15 protein-coding genes are annotated in these 16,663 nt (G+C 57.0%); 4 read left to right on the top strand and 11 right to left on the bottom strand.

Going from position 1 to position 16,663, the window contains the following annotated elements; translation table 11 throughout:
• Window positions 1–123 precede the first annotated feature (123 nt).
• From GPM19_RS08045 to GPM19_RS08035, 3 genes are read left to right on the top strand one after another with little or no spacing between them, the layout of a single operon-like run.
• Entirely contained in the window at window positions 124–1,146 is a 1,023-nt protein-coding gene (locus tag GPM19_RS08045; RefSeq protein WP_160418535.1) for an efflux RND transporter periplasmic adaptor subunit, read from the top strand.
• The gene (locus GPM19_RS08040) at window positions 1,143–4,409 is read left to right on the top strand and encodes an efflux RND transporter permease subunit (RefSeq protein WP_160418534.1); all 3,267 of its coding nucleotides are present in this window, start codon (window positions 1,143–1,145) and stop codon (window positions 4,407–4,409) included. The genes GPM19_RS08045 and GPM19_RS08040 overlap by 4 nt, the downstream gene beginning before the upstream one ends.
• 35 nt (window positions 4,410–4,444) lie before the next feature.
• Window positions 4,445–4,654, top strand: coding sequence for a hypothetical protein (locus GPM19_RS08035; RefSeq protein ID WP_160418533.1), 210 nt, complete (start codon window positions 4,445–4,447; stop codon window positions 4,652–4,654).
• 152 nt (window positions 4,655–4,806) lie between these two features.
• Here GPM19_RS08035 and GPM19_RS08030 read toward each other — a convergent pair whose 3' ends face one another.
• The 11 genes from GPM19_RS08030 to GPM19_RS07980 all read right to left on the bottom strand — a co-directional run bounded on the left by GPM19_RS08030 (window position 4,807) and on the right by GPM19_RS07980 (window position 15,894).
• Window positions 4,807–5,157: a TusE/DsrC/DsvC family sulfur relay protein gene (locus tag GPM19_RS08030; RefSeq protein WP_160418532.1), complete on the bottom strand. Its 351-nt coding sequence runs from the start codon at window positions 5,155–5,157 to the stop codon at window positions 4,807–4,809.
• A 20-nt stretch (window positions 5,158–5,177) separates the two neighbouring features.
• A complete protein-coding gene (tusB, locus tag GPM19_RS08025) occupies window positions 5,178–5,468 on the bottom strand; it encodes a sulfurtransferase complex subunit TusB (protein WP_160418531.1) in 291 nt (96 codons plus the stop codon).
• An 11-nt stretch (window positions 5,469–5,479) separates the two neighbouring features.
• Window positions 5,480–5,839, bottom strand: a complete 360-nt coding sequence (gene tusC, locus GPM19_RS08020; RefSeq protein ID WP_160418530.1) for a sulfurtransferase complex subunit TusC — start codon at window positions 5,837–5,839, stop codon at window positions 5,480–5,482.
• Between the two features lie 15 nt (window positions 5,840–5,854).
• On the bottom strand, window positions 5,855–6,247 hold the full coding sequence (gene tusD / locus GPM19_RS08015) for a sulfurtransferase complex subunit TusD (protein ID WP_160418529.1): 393 nt from the start codon (window positions 6,245–6,247) through the stop codon (window positions 5,855–5,857).
• A gap of 131 nt (window positions 6,248–6,378) precedes the next feature.
• Window positions 6,379–7,056, bottom strand: a complete 678-nt coding sequence (locus GPM19_RS08010) for a Bax inhibitor-1/YccA family protein (protein ID WP_160418528.1) — start codon at window positions 7,054–7,056, stop codon at window positions 6,379–6,381.
• A 529-nt stretch (window positions 7,057–7,585) separates the two neighbouring features.
• Window positions 7,586–7,789 carry a hypothetical protein gene (locus GPM19_RS08005; RefSeq protein WP_160418527.1) on the bottom strand — a complete coding sequence of 68 codons (204 nt, stop codon included), beginning with the start codon at window positions 7,787–7,789 and terminating at the stop codon, window positions 7,586–7,588.
• A gap of 96 nt (window positions 7,790–7,885) precedes the next feature.
• Window positions 7,886–8,476, bottom strand: coding sequence for a hypothetical protein (locus GPM19_RS08000; RefSeq protein WP_160418526.1), 591 nt, complete (start codon window positions 8,474–8,476; stop codon window positions 7,886–7,888).
• A gap of 317 nt (window positions 8,477–8,793) precedes the next feature.
• Window positions 8,794–9,876 carry an HD-GYP domain-containing protein gene (locus GPM19_RS07995; protein WP_227842279.1) on the bottom strand — a complete coding sequence of 361 codons (1,083 nt, stop codon included), beginning with the start codon at window positions 9,874–9,876 and terminating at the stop codon, window positions 8,794–8,796.
• A gap of 81 nt (window positions 9,877–9,957) precedes the next feature.
• A complete protein-coding gene (locus GPM19_RS07990; protein WP_160418525.1) occupies window positions 9,958–13,419 on the bottom strand; it encodes a PAS domain-containing protein in 3,462 nt (1,153 codons plus the stop codon).
• Window positions 13,416–13,625, bottom strand: coding sequence for a response regulator (locus GPM19_RS07985; protein ID WP_160418524.1), 210 nt, complete (start codon window positions 13,623–13,625; stop codon window positions 13,416–13,418). The genes GPM19_RS07990 and GPM19_RS07985 overlap by 4 nt, the downstream gene beginning before the upstream one ends.
• Before the next feature lie 448 nt (window positions 13,626–14,073).
• Window positions 14,074–15,894, bottom strand: a complete 1,821-nt coding sequence (locus GPM19_RS07980; RefSeq protein WP_160418523.1) for a cation:proton antiporter — start codon at window positions 15,892–15,894, stop codon at window positions 14,074–14,076.
• Between the two features lie 319 nt (window positions 15,895–16,213).
• Here GPM19_RS07980 and GPM19_RS07975 point away from each other — a divergent pair, with 319 nt between their 5' ends.
• Window positions 16,214–16,645 (top strand): DoxX family protein, encoded by a 432-nt coding sequence (locus GPM19_RS07975; RefSeq protein WP_160418522.1) that lies wholly within the window; start codon window positions 16,214–16,216, stop codon window positions 16,643–16,645.
• Window positions 16,646–16,663: the final 18 nt, after the last annotated feature.

Below are 16,663 nucleotides of genomic sequence, written 5' to 3'. Positions count from 1 at the left end.
ATTGATATAAGTCAGTTTTTTACTCGGTCATACGGTATTGAAGTGCAAAGGCCTCAGTAGCAGCAGTCGGCTACGACTACACTCTAGGATATATGCTTATACAAGATAACAGAGGATCAATCCATGAAGCTTCGCTTCCGGGTGCTGCTCGCCTGCTTCCTGATTTCCATGCCGGGCATGGCGAGCTCCATCGGTGACGATTTGTCCACGGCCGTCGTCACCCGGGAGACACTGGACGAAACCCTGGTGCTGGATGGCCTCGTGGAAGCCGTCAAGCACAGCACCGTCTCGGCCCAGACCAGCGGCCGGGTGACCGAACTGCCCTTCGATGTGGATGACCGTTTCGTCGCCGACACCCTGATCCTGCGCCTGGAAGACACCGAGCAACGCGCCCGTCTGAATCAGGCTCGGGCAGCCCTCGAGGAAGCCGAGGCCAACCTTGTGGATGCCCGCCAGCGCTTCGAGCGCATCCGCGCTATCCGCAACCGAGATCTCGCTTCGGAACAGGCCTTCGACCAAGCCACCAACCGGCTGAATGCCGCCCGAGCCCGCCGTGAACATAGACTTGCCAGCGTGTCCGAGGCCGAGCAGCAACTCGCCTATACACAGGTGCGTGCCGCGAGTGACGGTGTCTTTACCCGGCGTCACGTGGAGCCGGGTGAGGCCGTGCGTCCGGGCCAGCCGCTCTTCGATACCCTGGCATTGGCGCCGCTTCGGGTGGAGGCCGCCCTGCCCCGGCGCCATCTTTCCTGGGTGCGAGAAAACCCGCGCATCCGTGTCAGCCTTGCCGAAGGGCAGCCGCTAGCAACCGATACACTAACCATCTACCCCCAGGCCGACCCGCGAAGCGATACTGTGCGCCTACGTCTGCGCCTTAACTCACCGGGAGCCGGCGTGCTTCCGGGTATGCTTGCCAAGGTGGCAGTCGTGGTAGCGAGTCGCGAAGCCCTTTGGATTCCCGCCGAGAGTCTGATCCGGCGAAGCGAACTCCGCGCCGTCTTCGTGCTTGATGAAGAAGATCAGCCGCGATTGCGCCAAGTGCGGGTGGGCATCGAGGAGGCCGGCCGTCTCGAGGTGCTTGCAGGGCTCGATGCCGGTGAGCGCATTCTTGCCGACCCCAAGGCCCAGACCGGCCGCGCTCAATGAAAGACGGCTCCCCTAAAGTCGGCCCTTCCGGTGCCATTGCCCGGGTCTTTCAAGACTCGAAGCTGACCCCGCTTTTGGCGGGTATTGCCATTTTGATGGGTCTGGTCATCATCCTCATCACGCCCAAGGAAGAGGAACCCCAGATCGAGGTCACCATGGTGGACATCCTGGTGGCCTTTCCCGGTGCCGGGGTATCGGAGGTGGAAAGCCTGGTCGCCACTCCCGCAGAACAGGTGCTGAGCGAGGTCAAGGGTATCGAGCACGTCTATTCAATGTCGCGGCCGGGCCAGGCCGTGATCACCCTCGAATACGAGGTGGGCCTGCCAAGGCAGGAGGCCTTGGTCAGAACTTACAACCAGGTCTACTCGAACCAAGACTGGTTACCGCCGGACCTGGGTACACGCCAGCCCTTGGTCAAACCACGCGGCATCGACGACGTGCCGATCATGACTCTGACCCTCTTCGATCCGAATGAACGTCACGGCGGCGAAGAACTCACCCGTCTGGCTCACCTGCTTGAAGTGGCTCTCAAGCGCATCCCGGGCACCCGGGATGTGTATACCGTGGGGGGCATCCCCGACCGAGTGGATGTCCGCCTCGACCTTGCCAGGCTGAACGGTGTTGGTTTGACCCTTGATCACCTTCAAGAAGCCCTTCGCGCCGCCAACACCAGCAGCCGAGAGACTCGGGTGACTCGGAATGGCATGTCGCTGCCGCTTCAAGCCGGTACCCTGCTCGAGGAGGTGACAGACGTGCGCGACCTCGTGGTGGGCATGTACGATGATGCCGCCGTGCGACTTTCTGATGTCGCTGATATCAGTCGTGGCGGCACCGTGCCCGACCAGAGCGTGATGATGGGCTTCGGCCCGGCAGGCGACACTGACCGGCCGGGCGCGGAGCCCGGAAGGCTCTATCCGGCCGTGACACTTGCCATCGCCAAGAAGACAGGCGAAAACGCTATCGACATCACCACCGCCATCGAGGCGCGCCTCGGAGAGCTTACCAACCGCACCCTGCCGCCAGGAATCGAAGTGGTTGTCACCCGCGATTACGGCAAGACCGCAACCGACAAGACCCAGACCCTGATCCGTGATCTGGTCTCGGCCACATTGGCGGTGATGCTGCTGGTGCTTGCGGCCATGGGCTGGCGCCAGGCCTTGATCGTGGGCACTGCGGTGTTGATCACCTTGCTGCTGACCCTGGTGTTCTCCTGGGCCTGGGGCTTTACCCTTAACCGGGTCTCGCTGTTCGCGCTGATATTTTCCATCGGCATCCTGGTGGATGATGGCATCGTCATCACCGAAAACATCAATCGGCGCCTCAAGAACAGCCAAGGCTCGGCCCGACGCATCATCCCTCTGGCCGTGGACGAGGTCGGCACGCCCACCATCATGGCCAGCCTCACCATCATGGCGGCACTCATCCCCATGGCCTTCGTCACGGGCCTGATGGGGCCCTACATGCGCCCTATCCCCATCAACGCCTCCGCCGGCATGGTCATCTCTCAGCTGGTGGCCTTTGTGGTCGCGCCCTGGCTTGCCCTGCGCCTGCTTGCCAAGAAGCGAAACGCGCAGGATCAGGGCACCAAGAACCAAGACATGCAAGCCAAGGACCGGGAGGCATCGGAACAAGGCCACTCGGCCGAAGGGGTGAACCCGCGCATCAAGCAGCTTTTTGGGAACCTGCTGGGTCCCTTTCTCGGTAAGCACCCTTGGCGACGCCGTCTGCTGGGCCTTGCCCTGCTGGGACTGCTGCTGGGCGCAATTTCGCTTCCGGTGTTTCAGGTGGTGATTCTCAAGATGCTGCCTTTCGACAATAAGTCCGAGCTGCAGGTCGTGGTGGACATGCCCGAGTACACACCCATGGAGCAGACCCAGCGGGTGCTGCTGGATATGGGCCGTCACTTGGAGAGCGTGCCCGAGATCGCCCACTGGCAAAGCTATGCCGGCACCGCCTCGCCGATCAACTTCAACGGCCTGGTGCGCCAGTACTACCTGCGTGAGGCGCCCTATCAGGGCGACATCCAGATCGCCCTTGCCGACAAGGACGAGCGTAGCCGCAGCTCCCACGCCATTGCTCTTGCCCTGCGCGAGCCTTTGCAGGCCATCGGCGCACGTCACGAGGCCCGGGTGAAGATCGTCGAGGTACCGCCGGGCCCACCAGTACTCTCGCCGGTGGTGGCGGAAGTCTACGCGGTGACGCCCGAGCGCCGTGCCGCCCTGGCATACCGGGTTGCCGAGCAGATGCACGCGGTGAAAGGCCTGGTAGATATCGACACCACGCTGCATGCGCCTACCCGCAAGTGGGACGTGGTGGTCGACCGCGACAGGGCCGCACGTCTGGGCGTTTCCCAGGCCCAGGTGGTCATGGCCCTTCAAGCAAGCCTTGAGGGCAGCGCGGCAAGCTATTTACATGATGAGCAGGCCAAGTACCCCGTGCCCATTCGCCTGATCCTCGAGGAAGGCGACAAGGCCCAACCCGCCAGGCTGCTGTCGCTTGCCGTGCGCAGCCGCGACGGCATACCGGTACCCCTTGCAAGCATCGCCGAAATAAGGGAGGCCGACTGGCAAGGGGTGCGCCATCACAAGGACCTCCTGCCGCTGACCTATGTCACCGCGGACATGGCCGGCGAGATCGACTCGCCCCTCTACGGCATGTTCAGAACGGTGGAAAAACTTGCAAGCCAAAACGACGCCCCGGAGCAGACCTTCATCCGTCAGCCGGTGCTACCCGAACGCCCAGCCCTCAAGTGGGACGGCGAATGGCAGATCACCTACGAGACCTTCCGCGACATGGGCCTGGCCTACAGTGTGGGGGTCTTCATGATATTCGTGTTGCTGGTGGCTCAGTTTCGTTCCTACAGCCTGCCCCTGGTAGTTATGGCACCTATTCCTTTGACGCTTATCGGCATCCTGCCGGGTCACGCCCTGCTCGAGCGAGAGTTCACCGCCACCAGCATGATCGGCATGATTGCCCTTGCCGGCATCATCGTGCGCAATTCCATCCTGCTTGTGACGTTCATCCGCCAGCTGCGCGACGAAGGCGTCTCTCTTGAAGAGGCAGTGGTGTTTGCCGGTGCCGTGCGTCTCAAGCCCATCGCCCTGACTGCTGTCTCGGCCATGCTCGGTGCCTTTTTCATACTCGCCGACCCCATCTTCAATGGCCTTGCCATCTCGCTGGTCTTCGGCCTAGCCGCCTCCACCCTGCTGACGCTTCTGGTGGTGCCGCTGCTCTATTATGCCCGTGAACGTAAGCTGTCATGACAGCCCCTGGCTTATAAAAGCGGCCCATAAAATCGATGAACTTCAGCCTGGAGGAAGAGGTGGCTTTGGGAACGGCGGAATATCATGAGGCCGCTTTTTATTGGGTTCATCTTCTGGGCGTGGGGGCTGTTGAGGCTGATGCTCATCCGGGGGAGGATCAGGCTGCATCGGGTCATCTTCCGGCCGAGGCGGTTGCCGGGGCTGCTCTTCATTCGGGGGACGCTCAGAAAAACCTGTATTTCTGATGACCATGTTCGCACTCCTATCAACTTTGTATCGGCCATTCCAAGATAGCTTAACTGCTTGATAACATGACGGCACCATAAACCTCCACGCTCATTCTGTGACTCACCCTTCAATGAAAAAAATCGAATTAGAATAAACGGTGATTTTCAGCTCAAAGGCAGTTGGTTGGTTTGGGCAGTCCGGCAAGACGGGCAATACGTTTTGCGGGGCTACCCGGGAAAAGCTGCATCAGATAAATCGAACGCCCTTTTTCCTCGCCTAGTTCCATAGCCACAGCTTTAACTAATGGCCGCATGGCAGGTGCCATTTCATAATGCTGATAAAAATTTCGAACAAGCGTTATAATTTCCCAGTGCTCCGGTGCAAGAATTAATCCCTCCTGTTCTGCTAATGTTTCAGCAATTTTTGGTGTCCATTGTTTCATATTGATTAAATAGTTTTCGGGATCAAGAGGTATAGTATTTTGTAAATCAAGATAACGGTATATTTCTGTATTTGACATATTTAAGCTCCGTCCTGAACCTAAAACCAGCTGATACATTGAGTGGCGCGCTCAGTAAGCTCGACAAACTCATCTACATTGATGCAGCTGACATTAGGACTAATCAAGTCTCCAAGCCCTCGCGCTCGGGCATCTTCTTCCAACACATAAATGTGGCCTTTCATCAATTGCCACCCTTCCCAGTCAGGAAACATGATGGCTTGAACGGCATCTTCAATCAGCAGCAAACAATCCTCTTCACTCACCGCCCTCAACGTCTGGGAGACCACTGCACCTGACGCTGGGGCACGATTAAGAATGTGTAAAATCATCAAAAGCTCTCTTAGAAATTGAGCACATTGCTATGATGGGTAAGCTCGGCGCTTATGTTTTCGCCAGAAATAACCTCAACAGCCACACACAGCTCTTCTGCCTGCAGCCCCATACGCTGCAAATCGTCTCTACAAACTAGAAGCCTGTCGATATCATACATGGTCAGCATATCGATGATCGGCGCTGTGGCTTTCTGGCCCGGTGCACCTTTCACTTGGCCCGGCATTAGCGCCAGCACGCCCTCTCCCAAAAACATAAGACTGACCTTCTGCCCGAAGGCAGCCGCTACCAGACTGATATCCAAGCCTTCACGTAACCAACTACTTCCATAGGGGCCATGTCGCAGTATCACCAGTAAATCGGCTGTCATGGTTTTTCCTCTTTTTCATGGCGCAAAGGTTATCAACCGATCGCACTGACGCTGCAATTCCAATAATTGCCCCAGGCCGGTTAGCTCAAAAGGCGCTTCAAGGCTATGAGCCGTCTTGGCATGGCGTTTGGCTTCTTGAGCATCCAACAGCCCCCGGCGAAGTGCCGCAGCAATGCACACCTCGAGACGCGTGCCATGCGCGTCGTGCAGCTCGACCCAAGTATTACGCATATGCAATTCATCCTGGGGGGGAGACATCAACGTCGAGGCGTTGTGTACACCGTCATGATAGAAAAATACGGCGTCAAGATGATGCCCTTTACGAATAATCGCCTGGGCAAAACGCAGCGCGGAATGTGCCGCTTGGTGGCTGTAGGGCGCACCCATTACTAGCAAGGCATAATGCATAAAGGGCCCACCTGAAAATTCCGGATCGAATGTCATACCACCATAAGCACTGGACGTGGCATAAAAAAAACTGACCCTTGCTTTCGGCGAGGGTCAGTTAGTATTTTACCTGTTTTCACATCTTGCTGGGATCAATCGTTGCTCATGATACCCAGAATGGCCAGCAGGCTGACAAACAGGTTATAGATAGAAACATACAAGGTGATGGTCGCTAGAATGTAGTTGGTTTCGCCCGCACGATGTACCAGCTCACTGGTTTGGTAGAGGATGGCAGCGGAGGCAAACAGCACAAAGCCTGCTGAAACCATCAGAGAGAGCGCAGGAATATTGAAAACCAATCCGGCAACCATGGCCAGGATCAGTACGATAGCGCCTGCCATCAGGAAATTTCCCAAGAAACTGAAATCTTTCTTGGTCACTAATGCTACAGCGGAGAGGCCCACGAAAGTAAGGCCCGTCATGGCAAGCGCGTTCATGATCAGAGCCGCCCCGTTAGGGAGCGTCAGGTAAGAGGACAGAATGGGCCCCAGTGTGAACCCCATAAAGCCGGTAAAAGCAAAGGTGGCGAGCAAACCCATTGCCGAGTTAGCCGTTTTATGTACCAGAAACATCAGGCCGTAGGCACCGATGAAAAAGACGAAGATATTCATCCGCTCGATACCCATCGCCATGGCGCCGCCGGCAGTGACTGCCGAGAACAACAAGGTCATGGCCAGTAACGCATAGGTATTGCGCAATACCTTGCTAGTACTGGCAGCATTTACGCCACTGCCTGCTCGATGCGTTACATTGGTTTCTTGATAAGCCATCGTTGGTATGCTCCCTAAAAGCGTTATTCAACAACAGACAAGAATGCCGGTCTATGGTTCCCGACGCAAGTTTATCCGGATGAGTCACGTTGTGCCAAGGGGTTGATAGGCAGTTCCTTCGACTGCTCGCTAGCACAGGGTATTTTTCAGCCTCAGTACCGGTTGCTTTCCATAGTGCTTCCATGCAACTCCCTAAAAAGGTTTCCAAGAAGCAGCATAGTTCACTTGGTGAATCTCTCTTCGGCACACCTGCTGTTGGGGGTAGGGATTTTCGCGATACTTCATTGGGATAACAGACAGCCACTCTTCACAGGAGCCACGATGCCATGAGCACAGCAGAAGATGCCGTTAAAGTGACTGTTCAGCTAGCCGTTATTTGTAACAGTTTGCCAAACAAAATAACGGTATAATTTTAAGGCCATGACAATCACTTGAAAAATGCCAGTAAATATTTGGACCGAGCGCCGAACAGCCTTGAATTTGAAACAAGCAGGCCCTGCCGATCATCTATCCGGCAAGGCCCTCCTTTTTAAGCCTGTGAGGCGTCATAACGCCCTTCGACGGTAATTATAAAATCATGGGCATCCACGTTTTCTGCAGGCCGCACAGCCAGAACCGTCATGTTTTCGCCCAGGATATCAATTGTATCCCCAGCCTCAAGATGCTCGTCATACTCCAGGCTACGTGGAAAGTCTAAATAAGACTTGCTGGAAACCACTAATGCCTTATACATAACCTACTCCCTTTTTCATGTGAACAAGAAATAAGGGTGGCACAGGCTCGGCGTTGCGTCAGGTGCACTTTCAATGTCACTCCACCACTTATAAGATTATTCTATTAATTCAGACCTTTCATGATAATTCAGCAGTGACTCACCTTCACTTTCTAGCCAACGCGCCCAGACAAAGCCGTAATGAGAAGCCCGTTTTTTCCGCAACCACTCCGGCCACCAGTTACGCTTGGGAAGGATGGCGACATCCTCATCACGCCTTAACCAATGTAACGCACATGCCAACGGATCTGCCTTGACGCCAGCCAGCAATAACTGTGAAGCACCACTACCAAGGGCTATCATGCTGCGCTGGTAGCGTGGTTTCTTGGAAAAAAGCGAATCCTGAAAAACGTGATAAAGGACATCAGACCGAGCATCGGTGGGTATCCCATCCGTGTAGCCCTCCTCTCCCATCCAATAGAAGGAGACGGCGACACCCTTGGCATGTCGAGCAGTTCCTGGCTCGGATGTAGTAGGAGGGCCAGCAAGATCAGTGCATTGAAATGCAAGCCAGCCGACCTCACCTTCCCACAGGTCAGCCGAAGCCATTCTGGACTGCTCCATGCGCCTATTCTTGGCATAACGTTGTAATATCTGCGAAGCCTGAGACGGTGTGACGCGCAGAAAAATTTGAGTTTTGGTCATCATTTTGTCGCGGGTCCAAGCTTCCAGGATATTTCACTTGAGAATACATTACTCAGAGCGGGTTAGGACTGAAAGATTGAAGAAGATCAAACGCAGCATGCTCGGTAGGAGGAACAACCTTGACCTCCTTGGAAATCGCCAAGGTGTTGTTACGATTTCCCAGCATCGCCACCACGCAAAAACTCTGATCGCTGCCGGAGGTTGCCCACGGCCAGTGAAGATCAGCTTGGACCAATGCACCTTGATCTGAATCTCTGCACCTTGTTAAGTAGCTATCGGAAAAAATTAAGTTTACTTTAATAAATTTTCATAAAATACTTTCAAGAAGGTACTTCGTTGCGATCACGGTAATGTTCGTGTGCTTCGATAATCTCCGGCAGCACTTTGAAGAAAGCATCTACCACCGCGGGGTCGAAGTGTTTACCGCGATTTTCCTCGATTAAAGCAAGGGCCTCGTCCAACGGCCAGGCCCGCTTGTAAGGGCGTGGTGAGGTCAGGGCATCGAAGACATCACTGATGGCGGCAATTCTTCCCGAAAGGGGAATCGCCTCGCCGGCAGTGCCGTTAGGGTAGCCGGTGCCGTCCCACTTCTCGTGGTGGGCCAGGGCGATATCTCGCGCCAGACGCAACAAGTCCGAGTCATCGCCCTCAAGCATACGCACACCGATGGTCACATGGGTCTTCATGATTTCCCATTCATCAGGCTCGAACTTGCCGGGTTTAAGCAGGATACGGTCGGGAATGCCGATCTTGCCGATGTCGTGCATGGGGCTTGCCAGCAGCATCAGCTCGCACTGATCTTCGCTCCAACCCAGCTCCCGGGCTATCAACTCGCAGCTGCGGCTCATGCGCAAAACGTGCTCGCCAGTCTCCTCATCGCGATACTCCGCGGCGAGCCCCAGGCGACGCACTACTTGAAGGCGGGTGCGGCTCACTTCCTCGGTGCGCAGGCGCACCATTTCTTCAAGTACCACGTTCTGCTCGTGCATCATGCGCTTAGCTAGATGCACTTCGAGTTGATTACGAACCCGCATCATAAATTCGGCACGGTCAAAGGGCTTAGTGATGTAGTCCCGCGCGCCGAGAGAAAGGGCATGAAGCAGAAACTCCCGGTCACTTTGGGCGGTAAGCATGATGACGGGCGGTAGCAATGGGTCGTCCAATGCCTGGAGCTGTTCGAGCACCGCAAAACCGTCCAAGTGTGGCATATTGATGTCGAGCAGGATCAGGGATGCCCCCACCTCCCGGTAGCGAGTCACTACTTCCCGTGAATCGTCGATAAGCTGGAGATTCAGGTAGCCCTGAGCGCGGAGCATCCGGTCTACGAGCTTGAGGTTGGTGGGCTCGTCGTCGATGACGATAATCCCGCCGGTCTTGATATAGTTCTCATCCATATCAGGCATGTAAAACATGAGCCTCCAGCTCTTGTCGATAGGGAATAGACAGGGTATGTCGGCGTCAAACCTGCTCATCTTGTATCTTTGTTACTTGCTTTCAGGCAGTTCGATGCAGAAACAACTGCCCACCCCGAGCTCACTTTCTACTTCCAGGCGACCCCCCATGAGTTCAGTGATACGGCGAGCGATGGTCAGGCCGATGCCGGTACCTTCGATAGGACTGCCCTCCGCTTCCAAACGGTTAAAAGGCTCAAATAGGGCTATCCGGTGTTCAGGCGCAATGCCCTTGCCGGTATCAGTGACCCGGATCTGCAGGTGTTCCGCGTCAAGTGAATGGAGCGTTACCTGTATCTGGCCCTGCTCGCGGTTGTACTTGACGGCATTGGAGAGCAGGTTGAGCAGCACCTGCTTGAGCCGTAGGTGATCAGCCCGCACCACGCCATTCTCGAGGCCTTGAGTATTGATCCGAATGCCACGCTCGGTGGCCTGGCCGCGCACCAAGCCAAGACATTCCTCCACCACCTCGGCCACCGAGACAGACTCCAGTGAAAGGTCCAGATGCCCTGATTCCACCTTGGCCAAGTCGAGCACCTCGTTGATTAGCACGAGCAGGTGGTGTCCGGCCTTGAGAATCTCAGCGACATTATCCTGTTGGTCCTCGTCGAAGCTTTCCTCGTACTCGAGAAGCTGACCGAAACCGATGATGGCATTGAGCGGGGTACGCAGCTCGTGGCTCATGCTGGAGAGGAACTCAGACTTGGCGCGATTGGCTCGCTCTGCTTCCTCTCGCGCGTTGATCAGAGCCGTTTCTACTTGCTTACGGGCGTCGATATCGCTGTGGATGCCGATCACCCGGCTCGGCCGTCCCTCGGTGTCCCGGGCAACAATAGTGCTGCGGCAAAGTATCCACTTGTAGTGGCCATTCTTGCAACGCAAACGCAGCTCGATGCTGTAGCTCTTCGAGCGACCTTCGAAATAATCCTGAAACTTATCCTGCGCATGGGAAAGGTCTTGCGGATGCACAAGCTTGGCCCAGGTATCGATATGATGAGCCAGTTCATGGTGCCGGTAGCCCAGCATCACCATGTAAAGCCGCGAGAAATGCATGATGCCGTTGTGGGCATTCCAGTCCCAGACGCCGTCGCCGGCACCTTCCACAGCAAAGATGAAGCGTTCCTGACTCTCGCGTAGCTCCCGATCGGCCTCAACCCGCTCGGTAATGTCCTGGATGGTGCCGACCAGCAACGAAAGCTGTCCTTCTTGGTTCTGCTCCATCCGAGCCAGCTCGTGCACATGGCGCATCTCTCCGCTCGGGCGCAGGATGCGGTAGGTCGTGTCATGCACGCCAGTTTCCCCTGCGCGTTCAAGGCTTTCCTCGAGCCGAACATGATCCTCCTGATGAATGCGCGCTTTCAATACCTCGGTGGAAGGAATGACGTCGTGTGGAGAGTAGCCGAGAATGCAGTAGACCTCCGCCGACCAGATCCGCTCATCGGTCAGCAGATCGAGCCGCCAACTGCCGATATGCGCCATGTGCTGAGCCTCGAGGAGCTCGCGTTCGCGCTCGGCAAGGGCGAGTTCGGCACGCTTGCGCGCATCGATGTCCTGTACCACGCCAAGCATCTGCAGAGGCTCGCCCTTCTCGTCACGCAGCACGGCACCGCGCTCGAGCAGCCAGCGCACGCTGCCATCAGGCCATACCACCCGATGCTCGCATTCATAGAGCGCTCCATCCTCGATGGCGGCACGAATGGCCTCGTTCATGGCATCCCGGTCCTCGGGGTGCACCGCCTGGATGAAGTTCTCGTAGGAAGGCCCAACTTCTTCTTCCCGGTAGCCAAACAGGGGCGCGACCCGCTCGGTCCAGTAGAGTGCCCCGCTCTGAATATCCCACTCCCAGGTGCCGATGTTGGCGTACATCTGACCGCGACGCAGGCGTTCCTTATGATGCTCCACCTCGGCCTGAACGCGCCTGCTCTCGGTGACATCGTGAAAGCTCCATACTCGGCCGATGGCGTCACCGTCAATCACCGGCTGGGAAAAGGCCTCGAGGAAGCGGCCATCGATAAGCTCGAGGGTATCGTGGAGGATGTCTCGGCTTTGGTAGAGCATATCGAAGTGCTCAAGGAAATCCCTTCTATCTGGGTGCTTTATCTTGTGTTGTACCGCTCTAAGGTGTTCGCGCTCATCCACTCCTTGGTGGACTTGTGATGAAGGCAATCCCCAGAGTTCGAAGAAACGATCGTTGGCAAAACTCACGCGGCGGTCGGGCCCAACCGCCAGGATACCATCCTGGGTGGCTTCCAGAGTGGCGGTGAGTTCGCGCTCGTGTGCCTTGAGCTCCAGTTCGGCCTGTTTCAGCCGGGTGATATCGGTGCGGATCGAGACATATTGGTAGGGTTTACCCTGCTCGTCGAGAAAGGGGGTGATGGTGGACTCCACCCAGTAGAGGTGGCCATCCTTGCCGCGATTGCAGATCTCGCCCTTCCATACCCGGCCGCTGCTGATGGTTTGCCATAGCTGATGATAGAAGTCCGGCGAATGAACGTCGGATTTCACGATGCGGTGGTTTTGTCCCAGAAGTTCCTCCCGCGAATAGCCGCTCAGCTTGCAGAAACGCTCGTTGACCTCGGTGATCCGGCCGCGACCATCGGCAACACTGACGATGGCATGGTGATTGAGCGCCAGGTGTTCGCGCTCGCGTTCGTAGAACGAGATTTCCAGGCGCTTGCGGATGGCGCCGTGCTGGCGGCTGCGGCGAGCGCGCACTGTCACCGCCTCGATGAAGTGCTCGGGCACCACCGGCTTGACCAGAAAGTCGTCGCTGAGGTTCAGCGCTTGAAGTTGCTGCTGAAAATCGGTTTCCGTGGAAAGAAATAGGATCGGCAATTCAAGATAGTTGTCCTGTTCGCGCAGGATGGCGGCAAGCTCGGGGCCACTTACCTCGGGCATATGCACATCGAGCACTACCACATCCGGCGCGCACTGCGCCATGGCCTCGAGCAGCGCCATTGGCTCGTCTAGGGAAAAAACATCCATGCCGGCGTGCTCAAGTATCAGCGTTTGGCTTTCTAGCAGCATAGGATCGTCATCCACCAGCAGGACGCGGTAGGGCGTGGCTGGCTGACGCCCGCTCAGGGTATCCAGCAGCTGAGCGAGATTTCCGGAATCCACTGGCTTGGTCAGGTAACGACAGGCCCCGGCTCGCAGGGCGGCAAGCCTTGCCTCGAGGTCGTCGCGCATCGAGATCACCACGGCGGGAATCCCATCGCTTCCGCCGAGGCCGAGTTCCCGGAACATCTCGGTCCCTTGCAGGATGCTATCCTCGAGGATCATATCGATGATCACCGCGGCCGGCTCCTCGGCATATGGGTCGCTCAATGCCTCCCGGAAGGCCATGGACTGCGTGAAGCCCTGCACCCGGTAGCCCCTCTTTGCCAGGGCGTGCTCAAGGTGGACAAGCTCCAGGGCATCATCCTCGAGCAGAAACAGCAACGGCTGCGCGGGGAATGCTTCGGGAGTAGCCAGGGCTTCCTGTGGCAAGGTCATGGCGTTCTGCCCTGCCAAAGAGCATTGATTTGGCTTGCCAGCATCAAGGAATCGAAGGGCTTAGTGATCATCCCGCTGGCACCCAGATCAAGGTAATACGAAATTCCCTCTGGCTGCACCCGGGCGGCCATGGAGGTCACAGGGCACCCTCTCGGGGACGTCAGGGGGTTCGGACCGTCTTCCATGCACAGAATTTGCTGTAGCATCAGAGCATACTTCCTGGTGCAGGAGGTTTATTTTTCTGCTGCCCGTCTACAGCCGCGAGCAACTTCTCAGTGCTATGTCGGATCAAGCAGCACCACATTCGACGCTTGCAGCCTTGGTCTCGGATATCTTCCGAGCGGTGAGTACCCTCACATCGAAACGCTACAGAGCCACTAGCGCCTACCATTCGCTGTTTTCGGTGGAGCCAGCTCTTCGAACTGTCACAGGCAGGTATCTAGTAAAAAGAGCGTACCCGTCAGGCTCCTGATGATCAAATAAGTGAAGATAAGAGATAGTCCAAAGAACTGACCAGCCATTGCGCCTTTACCCGAGGAGTGCGCAAGCGTTAAGGACACACTAGGCTGACCACTGACTGAAGGCTAAGGTACCCGCAAACCGACATTCTGCCGATGGTCATCGCACTTGCGTTGCTCAAGCCCCGCCAGCCTGTCACCGCTTTTCACGCCCATCGTTGCCGGCGATATCCGGACCATCTTCAACTACGAGGTTCTTATCCGCAGCCCGTCCATCTGCAACATCACGCAGGTGGCAGTAGCTCGTGGCAAGCACGGCACCGAAGATAAGATGTGCCGCAATGGTGAGCCAGGTGCGCGCCTCTTCGAACCAGGGAAAGAGAATCGTGAACAGATAAAAGTTGACCGCATAGATCACAAGCCCGAAAAGAGCACCCCTGAACATAGCCGTGAAAGGCTTGGTGCCTTCCAGAAAGGGGGCAAGCAGCCAGGCATAGATCAATGACAGGGTGAAGTGCACCACCATGGCGGCTAGGCCCACATCCAGTGCAATCGCCGTCGGCGACTGCAGAACCTCGGCGCCAAGACCGATCGCAGCCATCATGCGCACCGGCACCCAGGGGCTCGTCTGCTGAAAAAGAGGCACCAAGGTCATTTCCAGAACCAGGAAGACCACACCGGCAATCACGCCGGCAATGGCCGCCGCACCCCAGGCACTGGCATCCAGACGCCTGGAAAGCCAGGGCGACATGTCCGCCATGACCGCTTCCGGTCGGGTGGAAGCTGGCACTTCCGGTGCCGGAAGTTCAGCAATGGTCGCTTTTTCCAGGTAATACTTGAGCAGCACGGGATGCACGACAATGCTGTAGGCGACAAGCGAGAAACCCATTACCAGCAACTCATCGCGGTAGGCATAGTCAAGGGGCAACATGAGTATCAGTGCCGCCGGCACCGCTCCCCGTAGACCGCCGAGCATCAGCACATGTCGCCAGCTGGTCGGCAGCGAGCAACCCTGCAGGCGAAGCAACGGACCCGTGGCATAGATCAGCAGGGCCCGGCTTGCGAGTAACAAAGGAATGACTAGGGCAAGGCGCCAGTTCAGCGACAGCAGCTGTGGTCCCATGGCCGCCCCCAAGGCAAAGTAGAGCGCGCTTGAGCCAAGCTCGCCCAAGTATTCCCAGAAGTCGTCATAGAGCTCGCGCTTTTCCTCTGTTTCCCGGCGCCGATTGTGGCTGAAGGCCAGGGCCGCGAACACCACCGCAATGATGCCCGAGGCATGCAACAGCTGCTCGCTCAGAAGAAAGGTACCGATGGGCAGCGCCAAGGTCAGGGTCAGCCCCGGCATACAGTTCTGTTCCTGCCAGTGACGCACCAGCAGCCCCAGAAGCCAGCCTGTCAGCAGGCCGATGGGCACCGCCAGCAGCATGCTACGCAGCGTGGCGATGGTGATTTCACCCAGTGAGAAGTCCCCGGCTCCGATCACCACGCCAGCCAGGGCCGTGAACACCACGACGGTGATGGCGTCATTGAAGATGGACTCGCCCTGAATCAGCAGTTCGAGACGTTTCGGGATATCAAAACGCCCGAGCACGGGTCCCGCCGTGGTGGGGTCGGTAGCCGCCACGGCCGCCCCAAACAGCAAGCCGTGCCATAAGGGAATGTCCGCAAGCCAGGCCATGGGCAGGCCGATGACAGCCAGGGCAAGGGGCATGCTTAAAAGGACGAGAAGCGCCAGAGGACTGGCGGCACGCAGCACAAGACCGATTGGCAGATGCCGTCCTTCGGCAAATACCAGCACCGGCAGCAGCATGCCGATCACAAGCTCCGGGTTCAGACGGATGGCTGGAAATGCCGCCGCCTCAGCGGCTAGCAGTCCGTAGCCGATACCGACGACCAGCAACCAGGATTCCGCTGGCAGCACCGAGCGCGGCGCATAGTGGCGGACCATGGCAACCAGCAGAAGAAAACCGCACAAGGCGGCTATCAAAAGGCTTTGACCGTGACCAAATCCTTCCATCCTCACACTCCCCGCCAGATTTTATTCTGGACTTGCTGCCGAAAGCCATAGCTTTCGGGTACGGGCCGCACGGAATGCACACCTCCCCAACTTAGCTCAGTAAAGCCCTTCTCAACTTAGCTCAGTAAAGCAGCGTCATTGAGAGCTAGTGCTCCCCGGCAGTGTAGTCGAGACGCCCCGACACCGAAATCCTAAACGACCTTAATGAAAGCTTCCTCGAGAAATAACCATCAGGAGCTGTAAGAACTTTCGAGTTTTGACGACAAAGACTCAAGTGCAACAACTAGAGCCAATGGCACCACCAAGGAGAAACAACACCATGAATGATGACGCCACTTCACGTCCTGCAGACGCCTCTCCTGTTCAACGTCATGCCCACTGGTTCCTGCGCCTAGGCCTTGCCAGCGTCTTTCTCTACATGGGAATCGACAAGTTCATGGGCGGAGGCGTTGGCGAATTTTCCACCATGATGGGCCTGCCCGTGATGCTTGGGGGACTTGTGGCTCTCGGCGAGATCGGCACCGGCCTGCTTGTAGTACTGGGCGGGTTGATGGCCAGTCGCCTAGGCGACGTCATCACCCGGCTGGGTGCCCTCGGCATGATCCCCATCCTGCTCGGTGCCATCTTCATGGTGCACTGGGGACAGTGGCACTTCATGGCTACCTCGTCTCACCCACTTGGCGGCATGATGTTTCAGGTGACCCTGGTGATGATTGCCCTCTATCTATTGGCCAAAGGCAATCAGGCCTAACCGCTAACTAGAACAAAC

The organism is Vreelandella zhuhanensis (assembly GCF_009793355.1).
In the GTDB taxonomy this organism is placed as follows: Bacteria; Pseudomonadota; Gammaproteobacteria; order Pseudomonadales; family Halomonadaceae; genus Vreelandella; species Vreelandella zhuhanensis.
The sequence above is the reverse complement of the archived record's forward strand: the minus strand, read 5'-3'. Positions and strand labels throughout refer to the sequence as shown.